Genomic DNA, 21352 nt, shown 5'->3' with positions numbered 1-21352 from the left:
TGTTGAAAAATTAAGCTGACGTTGTTGTGCCTTCTTGTCCTACTACTCAGCCAGCGTTTGTGAACATGCCGTGCTCACAGCATCAGCGCACCGCCGTTCGGGCTTAATGTCTGTCCATAGAAAAAGCGCGCTTGATCGCTGGCAAGAAAAACAACCGTTGCTGCAATTTCATCCACATGCGCTGCGCGCGCGGCCGGAATCGCCAGCTCCTTCTCTTGCCATTCCGCACTGATCAGGTCGAGCGACAACATCGCGGTATCGGTCGGACCGGGTGCGACGGCATTGATGCGGATGGCCGGTGCGAACTCGCGTGCCAGCGATTTGGTCAATCCGATCACGCCGGCTTTCGCTGCGCAGTACACGCCGAACTCCTCGCGTCCCAGATACGCCAGTTCGGATGCGACATTGATCACACAGCCGGCAGCGCGCGGCACCATACCCGACAGCGCGGCGCGACTACAGAGGAACACCGATTTGAGATCGGTAGCGATGACGTGATCCCATTCTTCCTCGGAGGTTTGTAGAAATGGTTTCTGCAACAGGATGCCGGCATTGTTGACTAGGATGTTCAACGGTCCCATCGTGGTTTCTATCTGATCGAACATCTGTTCTACAGCGGCAGCATCGGTAACATCGGCATCGAAGGACAAGGCAGACCCACCCTGCGCGCGTATCGCCTGCTCTAGCTGCAACGACAATGCGGGCTGGCCAAAATGATTCAACGCCACTTTGGCTCCCGCTGCTGCCAGCGCCATTGCACAGGCGCGTCCGATACCAGTGGCGCTACCGGTGACACAGGCTATCTGCCCGGACAAATCGAGCTTGATCATGCCATCACCTCACCGCGGCTCACTAGCAGCGACTGACCGGTAATGGCCGCTGCATCGTCGGAGGCAAGGAAAAGAAAACTGCGCGCAATCTCTGCTGGCAGAATTTCACGCTGGATCGCCTGTTGCGCCAGCACCGCGCGTCGTGCAATTGCGATATCGCAGCCATCGCGTGCAGCAATCGCCGTCAGTGAACGTTCCGCCGCATCAGTAAATACCCAGCCGGGACACACTGCGTTGACGCGAATGTCACGTGTGCCGAGTTCCCACGCGAGAGCGCGCGTCAGCCCGATCACTGCATGTTTGCTGGCGACGTAAGCAGAGAAACCTGCAACGCCTATACGCCCCCAGATCGACGCCTGATTGATCACGCATCCGCCATCGGGTATGAGCGGCAGCAGCGCGTTAGTCAGCCGCGCCATGCTGGTTACATTGTTATCCAGCAGTCGGGCGAAGCTGGCTGCCACATCGACGGCCGCAGTCAGCGGCGTTGGATATTCAACGCCGGCATTGTTGACCAGCACATCGATATTCGGAATTTTACGAACCAGTGCAGCGACTTCATCGTCAGAAGAAAGATCGCAGGTAAAACCGCTCACGTCGGCATCCGGCATCGTCTGCAATGCAGTCGCGAGACCTTGAGCATTGCGATCAAGCAGCAGCGTGCGGCAACCTTGCGCTGCAAATGCCTGCGCAATCGCCAAACCGATACCGCTGGCGGCGCCGGTAATCAGCACCGACCGGCCAGCCAATCCGTAGTTGATCGACATGGCTGCGCTTGCTCAGATTGCGGTCAGAAACGACACGCCGACTGCACCGAGAAAACCATCAGCGCGACCGCTGGCATCTGGCGGCAACACCTGACCGTAATCTGCGGACAGCACGCGCTTGACGCGATTGATGTGAAAACTTTTCAGCAGTATGCGTACCGGAATCACCTGACTGTTAGATGCATCGTACAGTTCTCGATGGTAGGCAGGCAGCCGGTACCAAGGGATTGTCGGCCGTGCATGATGCGCATTATGAAAGCCGAAATTGAGCCACAGCATGTTCAGCCATTTGCTGTCGATGCCAACCACATTGCTGTAGGTATTGGCCTGCTCGTATTCACGATCGCGCACCTTGTCATTCGGAATCGGTGACTCGTCGAGTATCGGATACGCATCGTATGTGTGCTGAAAACAATCGGCAAAACGCAGCACGGTAATGAACACGACATACGCAAGCGCATACAGCACCAACGCCGAAAACGAATACCAGGCCAGTACCGCAAAAGCAGCAGTACGCACGATAAAAATGGCGACGATGCGAGTGCGCGATTTATCTTCACTCGGCTTGATGAACGGCAGCGCCATCACATAGGCGTGCATGATGAATTCGACCGCAGGGATATACGCCCATTCCAGCGCCAGCACCAACTTGCGTAGCCAGGTCGGTCCATTATTCAGAAAGCCCTGCACATGAAAGGTAATGACATCAGCACGTTCAACGTGATGTCGCATGTGCTTGCGGCGCAAATCGGCAAACTTCGCATAGCAACTGCCATTGATCCACGTCATGACCGTGCCCCAGCGTGCATTTGCTTCAGCCGTCTTGAAAATCGCCTGATGCGCGTATTCATGTATGAAGTAAGCAGACCAAATCAGCGTCAGCGTCACCAGCAAAAAACCGGCAGCCTTGGCCAGCCAAAACGGCTGCACCAGCAAAGCTATGCCCAAGGGATAACCCAACAATGTAAATGCCATCGCTGCCGTATTCGGCCAGGTGCCGTCTGGATATCGATAGTATTGCGAAATCATTGTTACCTCTCTAATCAAGACAGGCCGAGGCCGGTCCGCGCCTGACATCCATCTATGGAATATCGCTCGCAGGCCGACCCGACCGCTCACATTATTTCTTCTGCAGCTCGGTGACGAACTGTGCATCGATAGTCGATTCGGTTGGCGGAATGGTCTTGATCTGACCCTTCGCTTTCAGAATGCTGCTGATGATGTCGCCGCTGGCGTAGTAGGACGTGGTCTCGGTCGACTTCACATAAGCCTTCGGCATTTCAGCCAATGGAATGTTGTAGACGCCGGACAATTGTTCCTTCACTTCCTTGGCCGAGATACCCATGAACTTGCCGATGATCTTGGCAGCTTCATCCGGTTTGGCTTTCATGTAAGCCAGTCCATCGAGATAGGACTGGATGATGCCTTTGATTTCTTTTGGATTGGACTTGATGAACTTGTCGTTGAACACCAGCACGTCGGCGATCAGGCCAGGCGCATCTTTCGATGAATACACCACGTGGAATTTTTTGCCACCGCCCTGGCTGACGATCTGCGACAGGCTCGGTTCATAAGTGACACCAACCGGCATCTGTCCCGATGCCATTGCAGCCGGTACCGATTCCGGCGTCATCGCGACTGAGGTGATGTCCTTGTCGGTCAGGCCATTGGTTTTCAACGCATAGGACAGCAGAAAATCCGATGGCGACAATGGATTGAAACCGATTTTCTTGCCCTTGAAATCACTGACTTTGCTAATACTGTTGGCCGCAACAATCGCATCACCGCCATTTGAATAGTCGATAGGCATCACAACGCGTTGCTGCATGCCCAGCGCGACCTGACCAATCACCTGGTCATACGTCAGCATCGCACCTTGTACCGAACCACTGGCCAGCGCCGCCGGAATCAAGGCAGGATCGCTAAAGACTTTCAGCTTGACGTCGAGGCCGTATTTTTTATACAGATTAAGCGACTCTGCGACATAGAAAGGACCGTAGCCTATCCATACCACTGTGCCGACATTGAGCTTGCTCGCGGCGAAGGATGCACTGGCCGCAATCAGCAACACCGCACCGATGGCAACACGGCACAGCGAACGATAGAAGGCATCATGCTTGAATGTGATGGGGGCTTGCGTACTGGTAGAGAAAGGCATGGCAAAACTCCTGGTCGAATAAGTTGGGCGCAAGGAGAACGGTGCTGCAATTGTTCTCCCGGGCTTTTATCCCTCCGTGGAGCCTCACCATCGAGGCCGAAATACTCTCGGACCAGACATCATCTGCACGCAGGCAGATGATCGGAACCCTAGTACTTCTAAGTAAGACGACTTGCAATCAACCGTCATTGCAACTCGCTCTTCCTGCATGCTTTTAATAGCAAAAACGGTGCCAATCAAAAACCGGCTTTTATCCTCGATTTTGAACACAAACGGCACCCATTTCGTGATTTGTATACTTCCTTGTGCACTACTTCGTCACACTTGCTCTATCAAAGTGCATCACTGTTTTTTACGATGGCTTGCAGACCTTCTACTACCTGCAATGCCGGCAAGAAAAAAGCGGTCGCGTACTTCTGCACGCGACCGCTTCAAGTCAGACCGCTCGTAGCTTAAAAACCGTAGCTGAGGGAAGCAGTGACCTTGCTGCTTTGATGAACTGCAAAACGGTTTTCACCACCGATCAAGCCTTGCAGACCCCAGGTCAAGCCGGTGCCGCCGATAGGTTGCGTGATGCCGACGATCAAGTGACGGAAGCCACTGCCGCTAGGTGCATTACCGGCTACGCAGGCACTGACGTTAAAGCTTTCTCCCGCACCGCAAGCCGTGCCGCTTGCAGTATCAACGGTTCCGAGAAATTTGCCTTCCTTCTTGTACGTGTAGTAACCGAGAGATGCATTGAGCGTGATGTCATACGGCAATGGCTTGGTGTAGTTCAAGGTCCAGTAGGTATCGCCCTTGTTACCCCACACCACATCCTTCAGCAAAGTTTGCGCATTCAATGCAAAGTCGCCGTAGCTGACACCGAGTTTGGTTTCCAGCGCATTCGCATCCTTGCCATTGATGTACACATAACCGGTCAAACCTACCGTGTAGCCGAAGTCGCCGATCTTGCCGGTGTAACCACCGTAAAAATCGTTTTCAATTGATTTGTCCGATTGAAAATCGGTGATGCTGCGATCGTAATAGGATTGCCCCAAACGTTTGTATGAATAGTTGACCGTCGATGCCCAGTAACCTGCATAGAAACCGGATGGATGTGTCCAGTCCGCGCCCCATTGCAAGGCTGCTTTATCGGATTCAGGTGCATCCGCGCCTGCATTGCCGAGTCCCGGCTTGCTCGGACCGTAAGTGTCTGTGATACCGCGCAGGATGTAGCGATTGACTACATCGATGTGTCCGGTCCACGACGAAGCATCGGCGATGGGAGCGCTTGCAGCTTCCTGCGCCATTGCACCACCAGTGACAAAAATACTGGCGCCCGCCAGCGTTAATCCAAGAGTGCGATAGAAAGACATAACAATTCCTTTAAAAGTATGTAAACAAAGGCAAGGCGCCTCGACTATTGAACAGCAACGACAGGGGGTACTACATTAAAAACGGCGATGTTCTGACCAGCGGCGACCGGCGTGCCTTCACCTACCAACCATTCGGCGAGTACGCCGGTATCGGTAGCGGTCAATTGAATTTCCATCTTCATCGATTCAAGAATGGCGATCGTGTCGCCTTCGGTCAGCACGTCGCCGACTTGCGCCACGATCTTCCACACGCTGCCCGGCACGATGGCGGACAGATAGCGACTGCCTTCCGGCAACGCCACTTCGGTACCGGTGCTGACAGCGGCTTCTTCACTGACCCATTCGGCCTGACCGGAATGACGCCAGCGATCACGCTCAGCCTCGAATGCGGCTTGCTGCTTATCCTTGAAGGAAGAAATGGATGCCTGTTCCTGCGCCAGAAACTTGTTGTAGTCAGCCAGTGAGAACGTTGTCTCTTCTATCCGCACATCAAAACGTCCCAGCGGAAAATCGCGTCTGTGTTCCAGCAACTGTTCTTCGCTAACTTCATAAAAACGGATTTGATCGAAGAAGCGCAGCAGCCACGGTTTGTTGTCGCGGAAGCTGTCGGTCTGTCTGTAGCGATTCCACATCTGTACGGTGCGACCGACGAATTGATAACCGCCCGGCCCTTCCATGCCGTACACGCATAGATAGGCACCGCCGATGCCGACTGCGTTTTCCGGCGTCCAGGTGCGTGCCGGGTTGTACTTGGTGGTGACCAAACGATGACGCGGATCGATAGGCGTTGCGACCGGCGCACCCAGATAAACGTCGCCCAGACCCAGCACCATGTAACTGGCGTTGAAGACGACGTCGTAGACTTCCTTGATCGAATCCAGTCCGTTGATGCGCTGGATGAATTCGATATTGCTCGGACACCACGGCGCATCCGGCCGTACTGTGGTTTGATATTTTTGTATCGCGAGACGTGTTTGTGTATCGTTCCACGCCAGCGGCAGATGCACGATGCGCGATGGCACCACCATGTCATCGACAGCGGGCAGTTGCTTGATCCGATCATCGATCAAACTGATCAACTGATTACCTGGCAATTGTCTGTGATCAAAATGCACTTGCAGCGAACGTATGCCCGGCGTCAGATCAATCACGCCGCGCAACTTCGCATCTGCTATCGCCTGCATCAAGGCATGTACGCGGAAACGCAGATTGATATCCAGCACCAGCTCGCCAAATTCAACCAGCAGATAATCGTCACCGGCACGGCGATAGATGATGCGTGTGCCATCATCCAGTGTGGTTGAGCGTATGATCGCGGTCGATTGCGTACCGGCATCGCTGACCGTAGGCACAAATGTCGGCGCGGCAGATACGCCATTTTCAAACACGCTTTCCTGCAACTCGCGCATCTCGGCAGCCTGCTCTACCGACACGCGGATGAAGCGCACGGTATCGCCCGGTTTCAACTGCCCTATCTTCCACAAGTCCGCCGAGACAATCACCGCCGGACAAACAAAGCCGCCCAGACTGGGACCGTCAGGACCGAGGATCACCGGCATGTCGCCGGTAAAGTCGATAGAACCAATCGCATAAGCGTTGTCGTGAATATTCGATGGATGCAAACCGGCTTCGCCACCATCGCTGCGCGCCCAACGCGGTTTAGGCCCGACCAGACGCACGCCGGTACGACTGGAATTGAAGTGCACCTGCCAGTCCGTGCCGAAGAACATCGCGATATCTTCATCGGTGAAAAAATCCGGCGCACCGTGCGGGCCGTAATGCACAGCGACTTCCCATGCGTGTGTGTATTCAGGTACGGCTTGTGGTTCTGCTGCACGCGGCGTCACATCGACTGCATTCAGTTTCAAGACATCGCCGGCACGCAATGCACGTCCGCCATGTCCGCCGAAATTACCGAGCGTGAAAGTCGCACGACTATCCAGATATTCAGGTGTATCCAATCCACCAGCGAAGGCAAGATAGGCCCGCACACCTGCGCCACTGACACTGCCGCAACGTAAAGTTTCGCCAGCCTTGATTTGATGCGCCTGCCAATTTTTCAGTGCACGTTTGCCATCCGGCCCGCTTACGCTTGTGCCCAGATCAGCACCGGTCAGTGCAATCGTGCATGCGCAGTTAAAACTCAAGGTCGCACCCTGTAAGGTCAGTTCCAGCGTCGCTGCCTTGAGGTCGTTACCGAGCAAATGATTGGCGTAGCGATGTGCGTAAGCATCCATGGGACCGGAAGGCGGAATGCCTACCGCCCACAAACCCAGACGACCAGGATAATCCTGCACCGTGGTTTGTATGCCGCCATCGATCACATCAACAGTACGCGGCTGATACGGCATGCCGGCCAGCATCTGCGTGATCTGTTTACCTTCGACAAAGGTACGATAGCCGAGAATAGTGGCGAGGTAGGCCAGATTGGTTTCTATGCCGTCTATGCGCGTGGTCTGCAAAGCGGTGCTCAATGCCTTGATGGATGCCGCGCGGTCATCTGTCTTGACGATCAATTTGACCAGCAAGGGATCGTAGTAAGGGCTGACGGTGACGCCTCTTTCCACCCAGGTATCGACGCGCAAGCCGGAAGCGAATTCAACTGCAGTCAATACACCGGATGACGGTTGGAAATTCTTCGCCGGATCTTCCGCATAGACGCGCAGTTGCATCGCATGTCCTTGCGAACGCAGATCAGTTTGCTTGGGCAAGGTGAAGTTGCCATCGGCCGCACGTATCATCCACTCAACCAGATCGACGCCAAACACTTCTTCCGTCACGCCATGTTCAACCTGCAAACGCGTATTGACTTCAAGGAAGTAAAACTCGCCGGTGTCAGCATCGAGTACATACTCCACCGTGCCGGCGGATAGATAGGAAATCGATTCTGCGAGGCGCACCGCAGTTTCTGCCAGAGCCTTGCGCGTGGTTTCCAGCAAGCCGGGGGCTGGCGTTTCTTCTATCACTTTTTGATTGCGGCGCTGCACCGAACAATCACGCTCGCCCAGTGACACCACATTGCCGCGTCCATCGCCGAAAATCTGCACTTCCACATGGCGCGCATGCTGGACAAATTTTTCCAGATAGATGCCGCTGTTCTTGAAGTTGTTTTCCGACAGATGCTTGACCGATGCATAAGCACTCAGCAATTCATCAGCGTCCTTGCACAGACGCATGCCGATACCACCACCGCCCGCCGTGCTCTTGAGCATGACCGGATAGCCGATGCGATGCGCTTCCCGCAATGCTTCATCTGCATCGTTCAACAAACCGGTGCCGCTGAGCAAAGGGACTTTGGCCAGTTGCGCCAATTCGCGCGCAGTATGCTTGAGTCCGAATGCACGCATCTGCTGCGGTGTCGGCCCGATGAAAACGATACCGGCAGCAGCGCAACTTTCTGCAAATGCAGCGTTCTCGCTCATGAAGCCATAACCCGGATGGATCGCTTGCGCGCCGGTTTGTTTAGCTGCGTTCAATACGTTTTCAGCAGACAAATAGCTTTCGCTAGCGGCGGCCGGACCCACGCACACGGCTTCATCTGCCAGGCGCACATGCAATGATTCGACGTCTGCTTCCGAATAGATGGCGACGCTCTTGATACCCATGCTGCGTGCGGTACGAATGACACGGCAGGCGATTTCCCCACGATTGGCGATTAGAATTTTTGTGAACATGTTTTTGGCCGATTTGAGTTTGCTGGCTTGTATGTGATTGCTGCCTGAATTTATGTTTGATCCCAGACGAGAAAACGCACTGGCGTCGGGTTATATGCGTTGCAGGGATTGTTGAGTTGCGGACAGTTCGATACAAGAACGATGACGTCCATCTCGGCGCGCATTTCCACATACTTGCCGGGTGCGGACAAACCGTCTTCAAAAGTCAGGCCGCCTGCTGCCGTCACCGGCACATTCATGAAAAAGTTCACGTTGGGTACCAGATCGCGCTTGCCCATGCCGTTATCCGCATGCGCCAATGCGAGCAGGTAGTTGTCGCGACAGCTATGCATGAATTTCTTTTGTGGTGAATAGCGCACCGTGTTGCTCTCGGCTGCGCAAGCACCACCCAAGGTGTCATGACGACCGCAAGTGTCGGCAGTGATGGTCAACAACGGCCGGCCGCGATTGGACATCAACACCGAGCCGGTGCTCAGATAAATACCGCCCTGATGTTGCAAGGTGTCGGTGACGCTGTAGCTTTCTGCCGTGTCGTCAGCGTTGTAGAAAATCGTATCGACCGCCTGATTGCCTTCCAGATCAACGATGCGGAAAATCTGGCCGCGCTTGACTGTATGCAGCCAAGGTTCGCCGGCTGGCTGGTAATGATCGAGAACAGCGGTAGATGCTTCCAATGTGCTTACGCGTAATGTGTTCATGCTCATTTTTCTAGTCTCCTAGCGATAAACCAATTCGGTGTTGTCATAGCCGCGGCCGTTTTCCGGGCAGGACAGACGACAAACATCGTCTGCGCCGGCGGTACCGCTTTCCCATGCAATGACGGCGACTTTTTTCGGTGCATATGCGGGATGAGGATCGAGCGGGTGCGGCGTGGTCGAGAGTGCGATCAAGGTATCCATCTCGAAACGCAGTTCGACGAAGTCACCTTTTTGGGAGTGATCAGGAACAAACTGGAAGCGGCCGTCAGCATCCACCGCAACTTTGGAAAATAGATTGACGTTGGGTATCAGATCGCGCAGTCCCAAACCCCATTTACCAAGTTCCACCAGCATGCTGTCCTTGCCGTTGCGATACATCGCGTTGCGGTGTTCCTGATAACGACGTTCGCCGTATTTTTTCTCTACCAGTGCGGCATCGGACAAGCCACACAATGGATCGTGCCAACCAACGGTGTCAGCACTGATGGAAGCCAGAATGCGCCCCATATCGGAATACAAAACATTGCCAGTCGTCAGATGCGCCGTGTGTTGCGCCTTCAACGTGTCAGGTACATTCAAACGTTCCTGACGCTCGTCGGCGCGGTACAGCAAGACGGCAACATTGGCGCCGCCTTCCAGATCGACAAAGCGCAAGGTCGTGCCGCGACGTACGCGGTACGACCAATGACCGCCGCCGGGGAAGAGCTCGGTCCACAATATTTTTTCGCGTGGAAGATCAGCCGCGAATTCCTGCGTGTGTTCGGGTAGGTCTAACGTTGCCTGATTGATGGCAGTTGTCATCAGAGGTCTCCATGGTTCGATGAGTTATTCAGTGCGGGATCGGCAGTGCGAACCAGCTTGCTCAATTGCGCAAGGTCGGTTTTGATGCCTGAGGTTTCGCGTATGCGATCAAGGATCTGTTTTTTGAGTGCAGCAAATTCCGGTGTCAGCTTCATGTCCAGATGACGTTCGGCGCCGAACGGCACGTCGACGATGCTGTCGATGCGACCTGGGCGTGGTGCCATCACAACGACGCGTTGACCTAGATAGATCGCTTCTTCGACGTCATGCGTGACGAACACGATGGTGGTCTTTTCCAGCTTGTAGACATAGCGGATCAGGTCGTGCATCACTTCACGCGTTTGTGCATCGAGCGCGCCGAAGGGTTCATCCATCAGCAACACATCGGGCTGCACCATGAAAGCACGTGCAATGGCCACACGTTGCTGCATGCCGCCAGACAATTCCGCTGGATAGGAATTAGCGACATGCGATAAACCCATCAACGCTATCAATGCATCGGCACGACCCGCTGCAAATTCCACATCACTGGAAGTCGTGTTCTCTCTATGATGTTTGAGGCGACGGCAAAACTTGATGTTCTCCGTCACGGTCAGCCACGGATACAGGCTGTAACTCTGGAATACCATCGCGCGATCCGAGCCGGGGCCATCGACCATTTTCCCGTTACAGAAGATATCGCCATCGGCATATTCTTCCAGCCCGCCGATCGTGCGCAGCAACGTCGACTTGCCACAACCGGATGCGCCTACCAGTGTGATGAACTCACCGTTTTGCACATCCAGATTGACGTTGTTCAATGCGTGCGTGCGGCGCTCGCCCTGCCCATAATATTTATCCAGACTACGGATACTGATTTTGATATTTGCCATGATCAGCCTCGCAGGTGATGCCAACGGAAGCAGTGGCGATGTAGCCAGCGGAATGCCAGATCGGTCAACAAACCAATCAGACCTATCAGCAAAATGCCAGCGAAGATTTTGTCGGTTTGCAGAAAGCGTTGCGCCTTCAGTATCGAGAATCCCAATCCTGAATTGGCGGCAACCAATTCCGCCACCACCAGATAAGTCCAGGCCAGACCCATATTGCAGCGCATGGATTCCAGCATGGCCGGACGTGCGGCCGGGATCAGTACGTGCTGCAGCACTTCACCATCGCTGGCACCCATGGTCTTGGCCGCTTCCACCGCCGTGTTCGGTACGCGCACGATATCAGCGGCGATCATCAACACCATTTGGAAAAAAGTACCGATAAAAATCACCGTTACCTTGGCGCTCTCGTCTATGCCGACCCACAGCAGAATCAGTGGAATAAACGCGACCGCCGGCAGATAGCGACTGAAGTCGGTCAGCGGCTCCAGCAAGGCCTTGGCTGGTGCGTAAGTACCGATACTGATGCCGACCGGTAGCGCGAGTACGGTTGCAGCGATGAAGCCGCCAAACACGCGGCCGATACTGATGCCGACGTCGCTCAACAAATCATCATTGATCAACCAGTCGGTCATGCGCTGCAAGACTTTCATCGGTGTTGGCAAGAAGACGGGATCAACCCAGCCCGCTGCCGACACGATGAGCCAACCAATGAAGGGCAACAAAAAACCGGACACAGCGAGTGTGAGCACCACACTGCGTGGTATCGCACCGCGTACTGCCCACGGCGAGCGACGATTGCGCGGCGTGTTGCGTAACACCACGGCTTTTTCCAAAGGAGGAAGTTTGGTCATGGCGCGCCTCAGCTTTTCAAGGCAGCGGTGATAATGAAGAAGCGCGTTTCCGGCAGAAATGCCGGCTCTTCTTCCAAAGTGAGATGGCTTATATAGATATCGTCATCTGCTCTTCCCGACGCAACACAGGCGGGCGATAGATGAGACAGACTTGCAGACAATGTGCGCAGGACGCGCGAAGCAAATAATGAACGCATGACAGCTTCCCCGGAGTGGATAAAATGAGAGGCGAGCGATCACATCCTTGTGATGGCCTCCCGGGTTTTTATCCCTCCGTGTAGCTCCGAACGATGGGCTGCCTGTTCGAAACCGGATGCTCTCGGACCAGTCATCGCTTGCGCGACCGGAACCCTAGCTTCCATGCTCAAGAAGCGCTTCGACTTTCGTCTAGACTCGCCTCTCGTTATCCCTTCTATAGCAACATTGGTGCCAGGGTTATTCGCCGTATAAAAGCGATGACTTGCATTGCAATGACGCAGAAATCAAAGCGCGAGCGCGCAGAAATAGTGCATTTATAAACAAACGCCTCATTCATGTTCATCTCTGTCATGACGATGCGGATCGATATTTTGTTTATATAAATAGCAATATTGATATTCGCAGCTATAGTGAGAAAATGCGTTCTATATACTATTTCCGCATAGCTACATGCGAAAAGGATCGTTTGGCCGCATAAGCAAATTTGTTATATTCATTTCCACTCGGTAAGTTACTCGATTGCATCGATGGAAAGACACACCATCCGTCATACATGCCGAATCGCCGGTAATCCTATTACCACCCATTTTTATGAAAATATGGAGAATGTTCATGTTTAAGAAAGTTGTTTTACTGACAGCCGCAACCGCAACCCTGTTCTCAGGCGTCGCACAAGCGCAAGAAAAGCCTTTGCTCAATGCGTCCTACGACGTGGCACGTGAAGTATTCGCCGCTATCAATCCTAAATTCCAGGCTAAATGGAAAGCCGAAACCGGCCAGGATCTGAAGATCGATCAATCGTTTGCTGGTACTTCACGTCAAGCACAGGACATCATCCAGGGTAAAAAAGTAGATACCGTTACTTTCAATCAGGTAACCGATATCGACATCCTGGCGCAACGCGGTCTGGTGCGTAAAGACTGGCAAAAAGCTTTCCCTAACAATAGCTCGCCTTACTACAGCACCATCGCTTTCCTGGTGCGCAAAGGCAATCCTAAAAACATCAAAACCTGGGATGACCTGGTACGTGATGACGTGAAAGTCGTTTTCCCTAACCCGAAAACTTCCGGTAACGCACGCTACACCTACCTCGGCGCATGGCTGTATGCGAACGAGAAGTTCAAGGGTGACGAAGCTAAAACCAAGCAATTCGTCGGCAAACTGCTGCACAACGTTGTGAACTTCCCTACCGGTGGCCGCGGCGCAACCGTAGCGTTTGCACAAAACAACCAAGGCGATGCATTGCTGACCTTTGAATCGGAAGTGATCAACATTGCCAAGAGCGATGAATTCAAATCCGGTGCTTACGAAATCGTCGTACCACCAGTCTCGGTATTGGCTGAATTCCCGGTTGCTGTCGTTGACAAAGTTGTCGATGAAAAAGGCACACGTAAAGTCGCTACGGCTTACCTGAACTATGAATACTCGCGTGAAATTCAATTGTTGCTGACCACCTTCAACTACCGCGTACATCATCCAGATATCGCTAAAGTAGTTGCTGACCGTTACGCAAAAGTTCGCTTGATCGATCCAACCAAAGTGCTGGGCACATGGGATGACATTCAAGCCAAGCATTTTGCCGGTGGTGCCGTACTCGACCAGTTGCTGTCGCAACGTCGTTGATAGTGGGCTGACGACGTGAATAAAGCGCTTCGTCAGCATCACTTTTGTCATTCAGGATGATGGTGGTTTACAATGCCGCCATCCACGCGACCATCCGTTACTGGATGGTCGTTTGTTTTTACCGTACCGTTTTGCAGTGACGCCGCACTGCCCTGACCCGCACATACCGTGAACCTGTCTCTTCGCTTCTTCCGTAGTACGCCTATCCTGCCGGGCTTTTCGATGAGCTTCGGCTTTTCGACGCTGTATATCAGCCTGGTGATCCTGTTGCCGATTTCGGCGCTGTTGCTGTACGTCAGCGGCATGACATGGGATCAATACTGGTTCGCGATTACCGATGCACGCGTGCTGCAAAGCTACAAGATCACCATACAAGGTGCGTTTTATTCTACCGTCGTCGTGACCTTTATCGGTTTCCTGCTGGCGTGGATCATCACCCGTTACGATTTCCCTGGCCGTCGCCTGATCGACTCGCTGGTTGATTTGCCGTTTGCCTTGCCGACGTCCGTCGCCGGCATCACACTTTCCGCTCTGTTCATTCCAACCGGCTGGCTCGGGCAATGGTTTGAAATATTCGGCATCAAGATTTCATACGCATTCCCCGGCATTGTTGTCGCGATGATTTTTACCAGTCTGCCCTTCATCGTCCGCTCGGTACAACCGGTGCTGGAAGATATGGAGAAAGAACTGGAAGAAGCTGCGCTGATGTTGGGCGCGAACAAGTGGCAGATTTTCTGGCGCGTGATTTTGCCAACACTGATTCCTGCGTTGATCACAGGCTCGTCACAAGCCTTCATCCGCAGCCTCGGTGAGTTCGGCGCCGTCATTATGATCGCCGGCAACATTCCGTTCGAAACTGAAGTGACTTCGCTCATGCTGTTCGTGCGCCTGCAAGAGTACAACTACCCTGCCGCTGCCGCCATCGCGTCAGTCGTGCTACTGGCTTCGCTCATCCTCTTGTTCCTGCTGCAAGTTGTGCAGGGACGATTCTTCAAGAAAGCATAAGGGGATAAACATGGCTAAAGCAATCAAACGCCCTAACGAAACACATCAATGGATTTTGATCGGCCTCGGTATCATCATGACGATACTGTTGCTGGTTCTGCCACTGGTCCTGATTTTCACGCAAGCCTTCAGCGGCGGCCTCGAACTCTTGTGGGCCAACCTGAATGAAGACTTCATGAAGCACGCACTCGGCCTGACCTTAACGGCTGCCGTGCTGACTGTACCGATCAACCTCGTGTTCGGCATTTTGCTCGCGTGGTGCGTCACGCATTACGACTTCTTCGGTCGTCGCCTGTTGGTGACGCTGGTTGAAATTCCATACGCAACATCGCCTGTGGTCGCCGGCTTCTGCTATCTGGTGGTGTATGGATTGGAAGGCACCATCGGTAAATGGCTGTACGCCAACGATGTGCAATTAATGTTTGCATGGCCGGGCATCATCATGGTCACGGTCTTCGTTACCGCACCTTACATCGCACGCATCTTGATGCCGCTGATGCAAAAGCAAGGTACGGAGGAAGAAATCGCAGCGCTGTCATTAGGTGCAACTGGCTGGCAAATTTTCTGGCGCGTGACTTTGCCAAATATCAAATGGGCTTTGCTCTACGGTGCAGTCATTACCAATGCACGCGCAGTCGGTGAGTTCGGCGCAGTCGCCGTCGTATCCGGCACGATCATGAATCAAACCTTGACGCTGCCATTACTGGTCGAGCAGCTCAATAATGATTACAAGACAGCAGCTGCATTCACCGCTGCTGCATTGCTGGCTTGCATGGCCTTGCTCACTTTGATTTTGAAAACAGCAATGGAATGGCGTCAGGAAAGACGCGAAGCAGAGCCAGACAATATCCACATAGGCTAATGCTCACGAAGCGGGATCACACAGAGGAATAGCAACAAGGCAACTATCAGTGTGAATCCCCATCCCGCTTCAAAATCAACTATCATTACGCACCGCTGCAGTTATAAACCAAGACGCAGCAAACATTTTCGTTTTGCGAAAATGTTCAATCAAGCATCGTTCGCCGGCACATCTGTGTGCCTTCATTTCCAACCATAGTCGGCAACTTGGCAAGTAAGCATGCCATTTGCACAATCAAGTCAGCGCCTTCCTACAAACTTTTAGGATGATCGCTGATCGCCATCAAACGATGGCTCCTTTATTCTCGCAACTCAGGTCGCGCCTCAGGAATTAACTGGCGCAAGCCGTGCGATATGTCATCACAACCATCAGCAGCTTTCGAAATTTGATTGCTGTGATCAATAAGGATATCGACCATGTATAACCACCACGATGCAAGCAACAATCCAACGTTCTCAATCAAAACGAGCAAACACATACCAGATATGGATCATGCTCAGATTGGCAACGAACAAGACAACAAAGACGAACCATGTTCGGATCTGAAAGATAAATCCGAATCGTCCAGCACCATCACTGTGGTTCCTTTCAGCAAAACCCAAACCGGCTCGTTTCAATAAGCCACTCTCGATCAGCTCCTTGCGCATAGCGCGGGCTGATCATCGGCAAGTCAGTCATTTTTCAAACTGCTGATCGTCCGATTACACCCTTCCCTTACGCTTTACGCCTTGCCTGCGATCAACGCATTAGCAAGGCGTAATTGCATGGTCGTCATGAATGTCTTTGCTTGCATGAGCAACAATGACCATAATCATTCCAAGCGCTAACGAATAACGTTTAGCAAACGCCTAAGAACATTGTCGTTCCGTCAGACCATCGCATGATGCACATCCACCTTCAAGGAGACAGCATGTCGAACGAGATCCACACGCGTTGTTGTATAGCCGGAGGCGGCCCTGCCGGCATGATGTTGGGCTTGTTGCTGGCACGTGCAGGTATCGATGTCATCGTCCTGGAAAAGCATGGCGATTTTCTGCGTGATTTTCGCGGTGATACCGTGCACCCATCCACACTGGAAGTCATGCATGAATTAGGCTTGTTGCAAGCTTTCTTGCAACGTCCGCACGATGAAGCACGTGAGCTCAGCATTAACGTTTCTGGTCAAGCATTGGCGATTGCCGATTTTTCTCGACTACGTACGCAGTGCAAATTTATCGCCTTGATGCCGCAATGGGAGTTCCTCGATTTCCTGCGTGATCACGCTGTGCTCTATCCAAATTTTCGTCTGATGCAAAACGCTGAAGTCATCGACTTGCTGGAAAACGCAGATCGCGTAACAGGTGTGCGTATCGATACATCTGAAGGTTCGTTAATCGTGCATGCAGATCTAATCATCGGTGCCGATGGTCGACATTCTGTCGTGCGCGATATCGCTAAGCTAACTGTGCGCAATCTAGGCGCGCCTATCGATGTCTTGTGGTTACGCATGCCGATGGCAGTTGGCGATCCACCCGGCATGGGTGGACGATTGGACATAGGTCAATTCTTCGTCATGCTGCATCGAGGGACTTACTGGCAATGCGCGTATGTGATTCCCAAAGGCGGGATTGAGGTGATACATGCACGAGGGCTGGATGCCTTCCGCGCAGAGTTGAGCAAGATAGCCCCCATGTTTGCCAATCGGGTAGACACGCTGCAAAGTTGGGACGACATCAAGTTATTGAGTGTCACCGTGGATAGGCTGGAACGCTGGTGGAAGCCGGGATTATTGTGCATAGGCGATGCTGCACACGCGATGTCGCCAATAGGTGGCATCGGCATTAATCTGGCGATCCAGGATGCGGTGGCAACGGCGAATATTCTGGCACACTCTTTGGCAGATAAAAGCATCAGCGCGCAATCCCTAACACCGCTGCTGGCTCAAGTAGAAGCACGCCGTCTGTTCCCGACACGCGTCACACAAGCACTGCAAGTCGCGATACAAAACCGCATACTGGTACCAGTAGTCAATCGCGCAGCAGATCGACCACTGACCATTCCATTTCCCTTGCGTTTGCTGAATCGCTGGTCCTTGCTGCGCAGCATACCGGCATACGTAGTCGGTATCGGTGTACGTCCGGAACATGTACATACACCAGCGATGCCTCTACCTAAATAGATGGCACTCGACTCATGTAAAAATGTGCGATGCCGTTTCTTCAATGGCATCGCATTTCATTATCGAATCAAACTTTCACGCGCAGCAGAACTGATTGCCACAACGGCAGGATGCGTCAGCTGTCTTTCCACTGAAATCGCATAGAACTGTTCGGATACTGCGTTGGTGCGTCCAATCTCCGTCACGCCATATTGCTTTTTAATTTGATCGGCCACGGCAGATGGTGCTGCAAAAATACCTTTGCCAGCCTCACCAAATGCCTGCAATAAAGCGCCATCGTCAAACTCACCAATGATGCGCGGACGTACTTTCTCTTTTTCAAACCAGCGTATCAAACGTGGACGCACTGCGGCATCTTCACCCGGCATGAGGAAAGGCGCACCATCCAGACTTTTCGGGAAATCCTTCTTGTATTTTTTTGCCAACTCATCGGTCGCAAAAAAAGTCATGCCGGATTCGCCCAGCAAATGGTTATAACCGCGCACATCGATATTCGCCGGCATAGGACTATCGGCAATCACAATATCCAGACGATGTACGGCCAGATCGGCCAGCAGATTTGTCAGCTTGCCTTCACGGCACACAATACGCAGCGATTCCGGCAACTCCATCGCCGGCTCCAGCAACAGATAGGCAATCGCCTTCGGCACGGCATCAGCAACGCCTACCCGGAATTGCAAAGGCCAGCCGCCCGGACGGAAGCGCAACACTTCCTGTAACTCTTCGCCCAGGGTAAAAATCTCATCCGCGTAACCGAGCACGACGCGCCCGGCATCGTTCAGCTCAAGTCGTCGCCCGATGCGATTGAATAATTTATAACCCAGCACGTCTTCAAACAGGCTGATCTGGCCGCTGATAGTTTGTGGCGTCAAATGCAGCCGTTCGCTGGCCTTGCCTATGCCACCGGATTTTGCGACCACCCAGAAGTAATGCAAATGCTTGTAATTTATTCCACTCATGAAACATCCCTCTTCTGTTTTTTCGAATGAAAAGTTGATTATATTCGAATTCTCAAGCAGTTAAAGAGCGGCTAGAGTGCACGGTATCGCTAGAAATAGTGAGTTAACTACGAGGATATCAACATGAAATGTCCGGCCTGCAATGAAATGCACCTGATCACATCTGATCGCCACGGAATTGAAATTGATTACTGCCCGAACTGCCGCGGTGTATGGCTGGATCGTGGCGAACTCGACAAGCTGATCGATAGATCCGCCAATGCCATGCCGCCAGAAGCACCGCCACCATTGCCGCGTTATCGCGGTGAACGCAGCGTTCCAGTGCGCACAACACAACACGGCTACAACAAAGAAGGTTATGGCCAAAAGAATAAAAAGGACTTGATCGGCGAATTATTCGATTTCTGAATAGTCTGTATGGATCGATGGCAACTTCGCCATCGATCTTTCTTTATCCTCGCAACATCCTCTTCATATAGCAACTCTTCTTCGCTTAAGTACATCTAAAAATCTTTATTACGTATAGCCTTCATCAGGATGCAATAACCGCTCCACACGCCTTAAACTTGCAAAATTTCCGCAGCAAGCCGCCAAGGAATGCTTTAAAGTAGCGAACGCCTGCCTTTGCACACGTCAACGCCACCGCGCGTCTGCGTGCCTCCCCAAGCAAATGCACTCCTCACGCAGGCACCAGAACAGCAAACGAAAGAAAGAAATTCATGGATACAGCAAAAGCCGCACTGAAGCGTCTGCGCGATGGCAACAGCCGTTTCGTCGCAGATATCCGCAAAAATGCCTCGAGCCTCGCGCGCCGCAGCGAAGTCGTCGATGGCCAGGAACCGTTTGCCATCATTCTCGGCTGCTCCGATTCACGCGTACCGGCAGAAATGGTGTTTGATCAAGGTTTAGGTGATTTATTCGTGATCCGCGTCGCCGGCAATATCGTCGCACCGTCGCAAGTTGGTAGCGTCGAGTTCGCCGCTGAACGTTATCGCACCAAGCTGGTAGTTGTACTCGGCCATTCGCAATGTGGCGCCATCCTCGCAACACTGGAAGAACTCAAGCGTCCAAGTGAAAACCAGTCACGCAACCTGAAATCCATCGTCGACCGTATCCGCCCTTCGGTCGAAACCTTGATGGAAACGGACTTGAAACACGATCATGATGCGCTGGTACATCAATCAGTACGTGCGAACATCCGCGCTTCGGTCAATCACTTGCGCCATGGTTCAGAATTGCTGGAAAACCTGATTCAAAATGAAGGTTTGCTGGTGGTCGGTGCCGAGTATTCACTGGAAACCGGCGAAGTGGAATTCTTTGACGGCATGCCTGCCGGTTTCTGACACGCGCTTTACTTCAACATGCGCAGGATCGCTGATGCCATCCTGCGCGTTGTTTATCAATACTCCAGACTGAGCGTGATCGAGCCATAGCTTTGCGGCTTGACCTGACCACGGAATTCTTCGCTACGCAGATATTGTGCGTAAGTGATTTTTCCACCTACCCACTGCCACGCAATACCCGCTGCAATATCACCGACGAAATAGCGCTTCGACACGCTATGACTATCGGAGAAGGTATTCCCGTCCAGAAAAATATTGCGCGCCACTGCACGTCCATCCACTGAGACAAAAGCATGAATACCGCCATCGGCCAATCGGTGCGACACATTCATCGGCAATGGCGCATTGCTGTCGCTGGCTGGGCGTATCGGCGAGGTACCAAAATCGTTAGGTAGATAAGTACCGATACGCACTTCCACCCCGGCATTCAGATATGTCTTCACGTTGCCCAAGCTGTAGCCGTAATGCGTAATCGCATCGATCTTCGGCCCACTTGACCTTGAATAATTGAAGACCTTGGTTTTTCTTTCCTTCACGAACTGTATGCCCAGCTCATTGTTGAGCTGATTGCTCCAGCCCTGGAAACGATCGATACCGCGCAAGCGATGGATAAAATCCTGTGACTGTTTTGCCAGTGATGCTGCCCCCACCATACCGATATCGATTTCGGTGACTTCCATGTCCTTGTCATTACGCGCATTGTAAGCAAGTCCAAGGTAAAGCCAGCCGGCATACGGCCTGTCATTGACGATCAAATCACTACGATACTTATCGGTAGGCGTATAAATTTCCTGCCCAAAACTGACCACCATATTGCGCGTATCGAATACACCCGGCTGCACCATTTCTGAAATACGATTCAGCTGACGCACCCATTTCGGCAAACAAGGATCGTGGATGTAATCGTCCAGATTGGCCGATACCCAAGAGAACTTCGCGCCGCTCGTGTAATTATTGTCCGTCCCGGCAAACAAATCGTTTTCGTAATAGAAGTTGTACACCTCCGGATATTTTTGCAAAGCCCGGACACCCGGCTTGGATGTACACACTTCGTCAGTATCATTGTCGGCAAAGGCTGCGCCAGATGAAATGGTGAGCATTGCCATGGCGGCGAGATGAAGAAAACAGGTTCTGGACAAGCGATCTATATGCATTAATTAGGTAAGGTAGAAGTGTTTACCGCGTACTGGCGGGA

General features: G+C 52.7%; 20 protein-coding genes and 2 riboswitches. Of the genes, 7 read left to right on the top strand and 13 right to left on the bottom strand.

Annotated elements, in window-relative coordinates; genetic code table 11:
- Positions 1–74: 74 nt before the first annotated feature.
- The 11 genes from AC07N2_RS09095 to AC07N2_RS09045 all read right to left on the bottom strand — a co-directional run bounded on the left by AC07N2_RS09095 (position 75) and on the right by AC07N2_RS09045 (position 12206).
- Positions 75–830, bottom strand: a complete 756-nt coding sequence (locus tag AC07N2_RS09095; protein ID WP_494777943.1) for an SDR family NAD(P)-dependent oxidoreductase — start codon at positions 828–830, stop codon at positions 75–77.
- Positions 827–1597 carry an SDR family NAD(P)-dependent oxidoreductase gene (locus AC07N2_RS09090; protein WP_494777942.1) on the bottom strand — a complete coding sequence of 257 codons (771 nt, stop codon included), beginning with the start codon at positions 1595–1597 and terminating at the stop codon, positions 827–829. The genes AC07N2_RS09095 and AC07N2_RS09090 overlap by 4 nt, the downstream gene beginning before the upstream one ends.
- A 12-nt stretch (positions 1598–1609) precedes the next feature.
- Positions 1610–2626 carry a fatty acid desaturase family protein gene (locus AC07N2_RS09085; RefSeq protein WP_494777941.1) on the bottom strand — a complete coding sequence of 339 codons (1017 nt, stop codon included), beginning with the start codon at positions 2624–2626 and terminating at the stop codon, positions 1610–1612.
- A 91-nt stretch (positions 2627–2717) separates the two neighbouring features.
- A complete protein-coding gene (locus AC07N2_RS09080) occupies positions 2718–3755 on the bottom strand; it encodes an ABC transporter substrate-binding protein (RefSeq protein ID WP_494777940.1) in 1038 nt (345 codons plus the stop codon).
- A gap of 53 nt (positions 3756–3808) precedes the next feature.
- Positions 3809–3919, bottom strand: a riboswitch (guanidine-I (ykkC/yxkD leader).
- Between the two features lie 288 nt (positions 3920–4207).
- Positions 4208–5113, bottom strand: coding sequence for a TorF family putative porin (locus AC07N2_RS09075; protein WP_494777939.1), 906 nt, complete (start codon positions 5111–5113; stop codon positions 4208–4210).
- A 44-nt stretch (positions 5114–5157) separates the two neighbouring features.
- On the bottom strand, positions 5158–8787 hold the full coding sequence (gene uca / locus AC07N2_RS09070) for an urea carboxylase (protein ID WP_494777938.1): 3630 nt from the start codon (positions 8785–8787) through the stop codon (positions 5158–5160).
- Between the two features lie 50 nt (positions 8788–8837).
- Positions 8838–9491: an urea amidolyase associated protein UAAP2 gene (locus AC07N2_RS09065; RefSeq protein ID WP_494777937.1), complete on the bottom strand. Its 654-nt coding sequence runs from the start codon at positions 9489–9491 to the stop codon at positions 8838–8840.
- A 12-nt stretch (positions 9492–9503) separates the two neighbouring features.
- Positions 9504–10286: an urea amidolyase associated protein UAAP1 gene (locus AC07N2_RS09060; protein ID WP_494777936.1), complete on the bottom strand. Its 783-nt coding sequence runs from the start codon at positions 10284–10286 to the stop codon at positions 9504–9506.
- Positions 10286–11158 carry an ABC transporter ATP-binding protein gene (locus AC07N2_RS09055; RefSeq protein WP_494777935.1) on the bottom strand — a complete coding sequence of 291 codons (873 nt, stop codon included), beginning with the start codon at positions 11156–11158 and terminating at the stop codon, positions 10286–10288. Before AC07N2_RS09055 ends, AC07N2_RS09060 begins: the two co-directional genes overlap by 1 nt.
- 2 nt (positions 11159–11160) lie before the next feature.
- The gene (locus tag AC07N2_RS09050; protein ID WP_494777934.1) at positions 11161–12009 is read right to left on the bottom strand and encodes an ABC transporter permease; all 849 of its coding nucleotides are present in this window, start codon (positions 12007–12009) and stop codon (positions 11161–11163) included.
- An 8-nt stretch (positions 12010–12017) separates the two neighbouring features.
- Positions 12018–12206, bottom strand: a complete 189-nt coding sequence (locus tag AC07N2_RS09045; RefSeq protein ID WP_494777933.1) for a hypothetical protein — start codon at positions 12204–12206, stop codon at positions 12018–12020.
- A 55-nt stretch (positions 12207–12261) separates the two neighbouring features.
- Positions 12262–12375: riboswitch (guanidine-I (ykkC/yxkD leader) on the bottom strand.
- Positions 12376–12819: 444 nt separating this feature from the next.
- Here AC07N2_RS09045 and cysP point away from each other — a divergent pair.
- From cysP to AC07N2_RS09020, 5 genes are all read left to right on the top strand, one after another.
- Entirely contained in the window at positions 12820–13830 is a 1011-nt protein-coding gene (gene cysP / locus AC07N2_RS09040; RefSeq protein WP_494777932.1) for a thiosulfate ABC transporter substrate-binding protein CysP, read from the top strand.
- A gap of 168 nt (positions 13831–13998) precedes the next feature.
- Entirely contained in the window at positions 13999–14835 is an 837-nt protein-coding gene (gene cysT, locus AC07N2_RS09035; protein WP_494777931.1) for a sulfate ABC transporter permease subunit CysT, read from the top strand.
- Between the two features lie 10 nt (positions 14836–14845).
- Positions 14846–15697 (top strand): sulfate ABC transporter permease subunit CysW, encoded by an 852-nt coding sequence (gene cysW, locus AC07N2_RS09030; RefSeq protein WP_494777930.1) that lies wholly within the window; start codon positions 14846–14848, stop codon positions 15695–15697.
- 416 nt (positions 15698–16113) lie between these two features.
- A complete protein-coding gene (locus AC07N2_RS09025; protein ID WP_494777929.1) occupies positions 16114–16317 on the top strand; it encodes a hypothetical protein in 204 nt (67 codons plus the stop codon).
- Positions 16318–16607: 290 nt separating this feature from the next.
- Positions 16608–17855 (top strand): FAD-dependent oxidoreductase, encoded by a 1248-nt coding sequence (locus tag AC07N2_RS09020; RefSeq protein ID WP_494777928.1) that lies wholly within the window; start codon positions 16608–16610, stop codon positions 17853–17855.
- 59 nt (positions 17856–17914) lie between these two features.
- Here AC07N2_RS09020 and nhaR read toward each other — a convergent pair whose 3' ends face one another.
- Positions 17915–18814, bottom strand: coding sequence for a transcriptional activator NhaR (gene nhaR / locus AC07N2_RS09015; protein ID WP_076593615.1), 900 nt, complete (start codon positions 18812–18814; stop codon positions 17915–17917).
- A gap of 123 nt (positions 18815–18937) precedes the next feature.
- Between nhaR and AC07N2_RS09010 the strand changes: the two genes are divergently transcribed.
- Both AC07N2_RS09010 and AC07N2_RS09005 read left to right on the top strand, forming a co-directional pair.
- The gene (locus AC07N2_RS09010; protein WP_494777927.1) at positions 18938–19222 is read left to right on the top strand and encodes a TFIIB-type zinc ribbon-containing protein; all 285 of its coding nucleotides are present in this window, start codon (positions 18938–18940) and stop codon (positions 19220–19222) included.
- Positions 19223–19533: 311 nt separating this feature from the next.
- Positions 19534–20157 (top strand): carbonic anhydrase, encoded by a 624-nt coding sequence (locus AC07N2_RS09005; protein WP_494777926.1) that lies wholly within the window; start codon positions 19534–19536, stop codon positions 20155–20157.
- Between the two features lie 56 nt (positions 20158–20213).
- On the opposite strand, the gene AC07N2_RS09000 is transcribed toward AC07N2_RS09005, so the two are convergent.
- Complete coding sequence (locus tag AC07N2_RS09000; protein ID WP_494777925.1) at positions 20214–21263, bottom strand: lipid A deacylase LpxR family protein; 1050 nt, start codon at positions 21261–21263, stop codon at positions 20214–20216.
- Positions 21264–21352: the final 89 nt, after the last annotated feature.

It is taken from the genome of Herminiimonas sp. GW821-FHT09C12 (assembly GCF_059416385.1).
The sequence above is the reverse complement of the archived record's forward strand: the minus strand, read 5'-3'. Positions and strand labels throughout refer to the sequence as shown.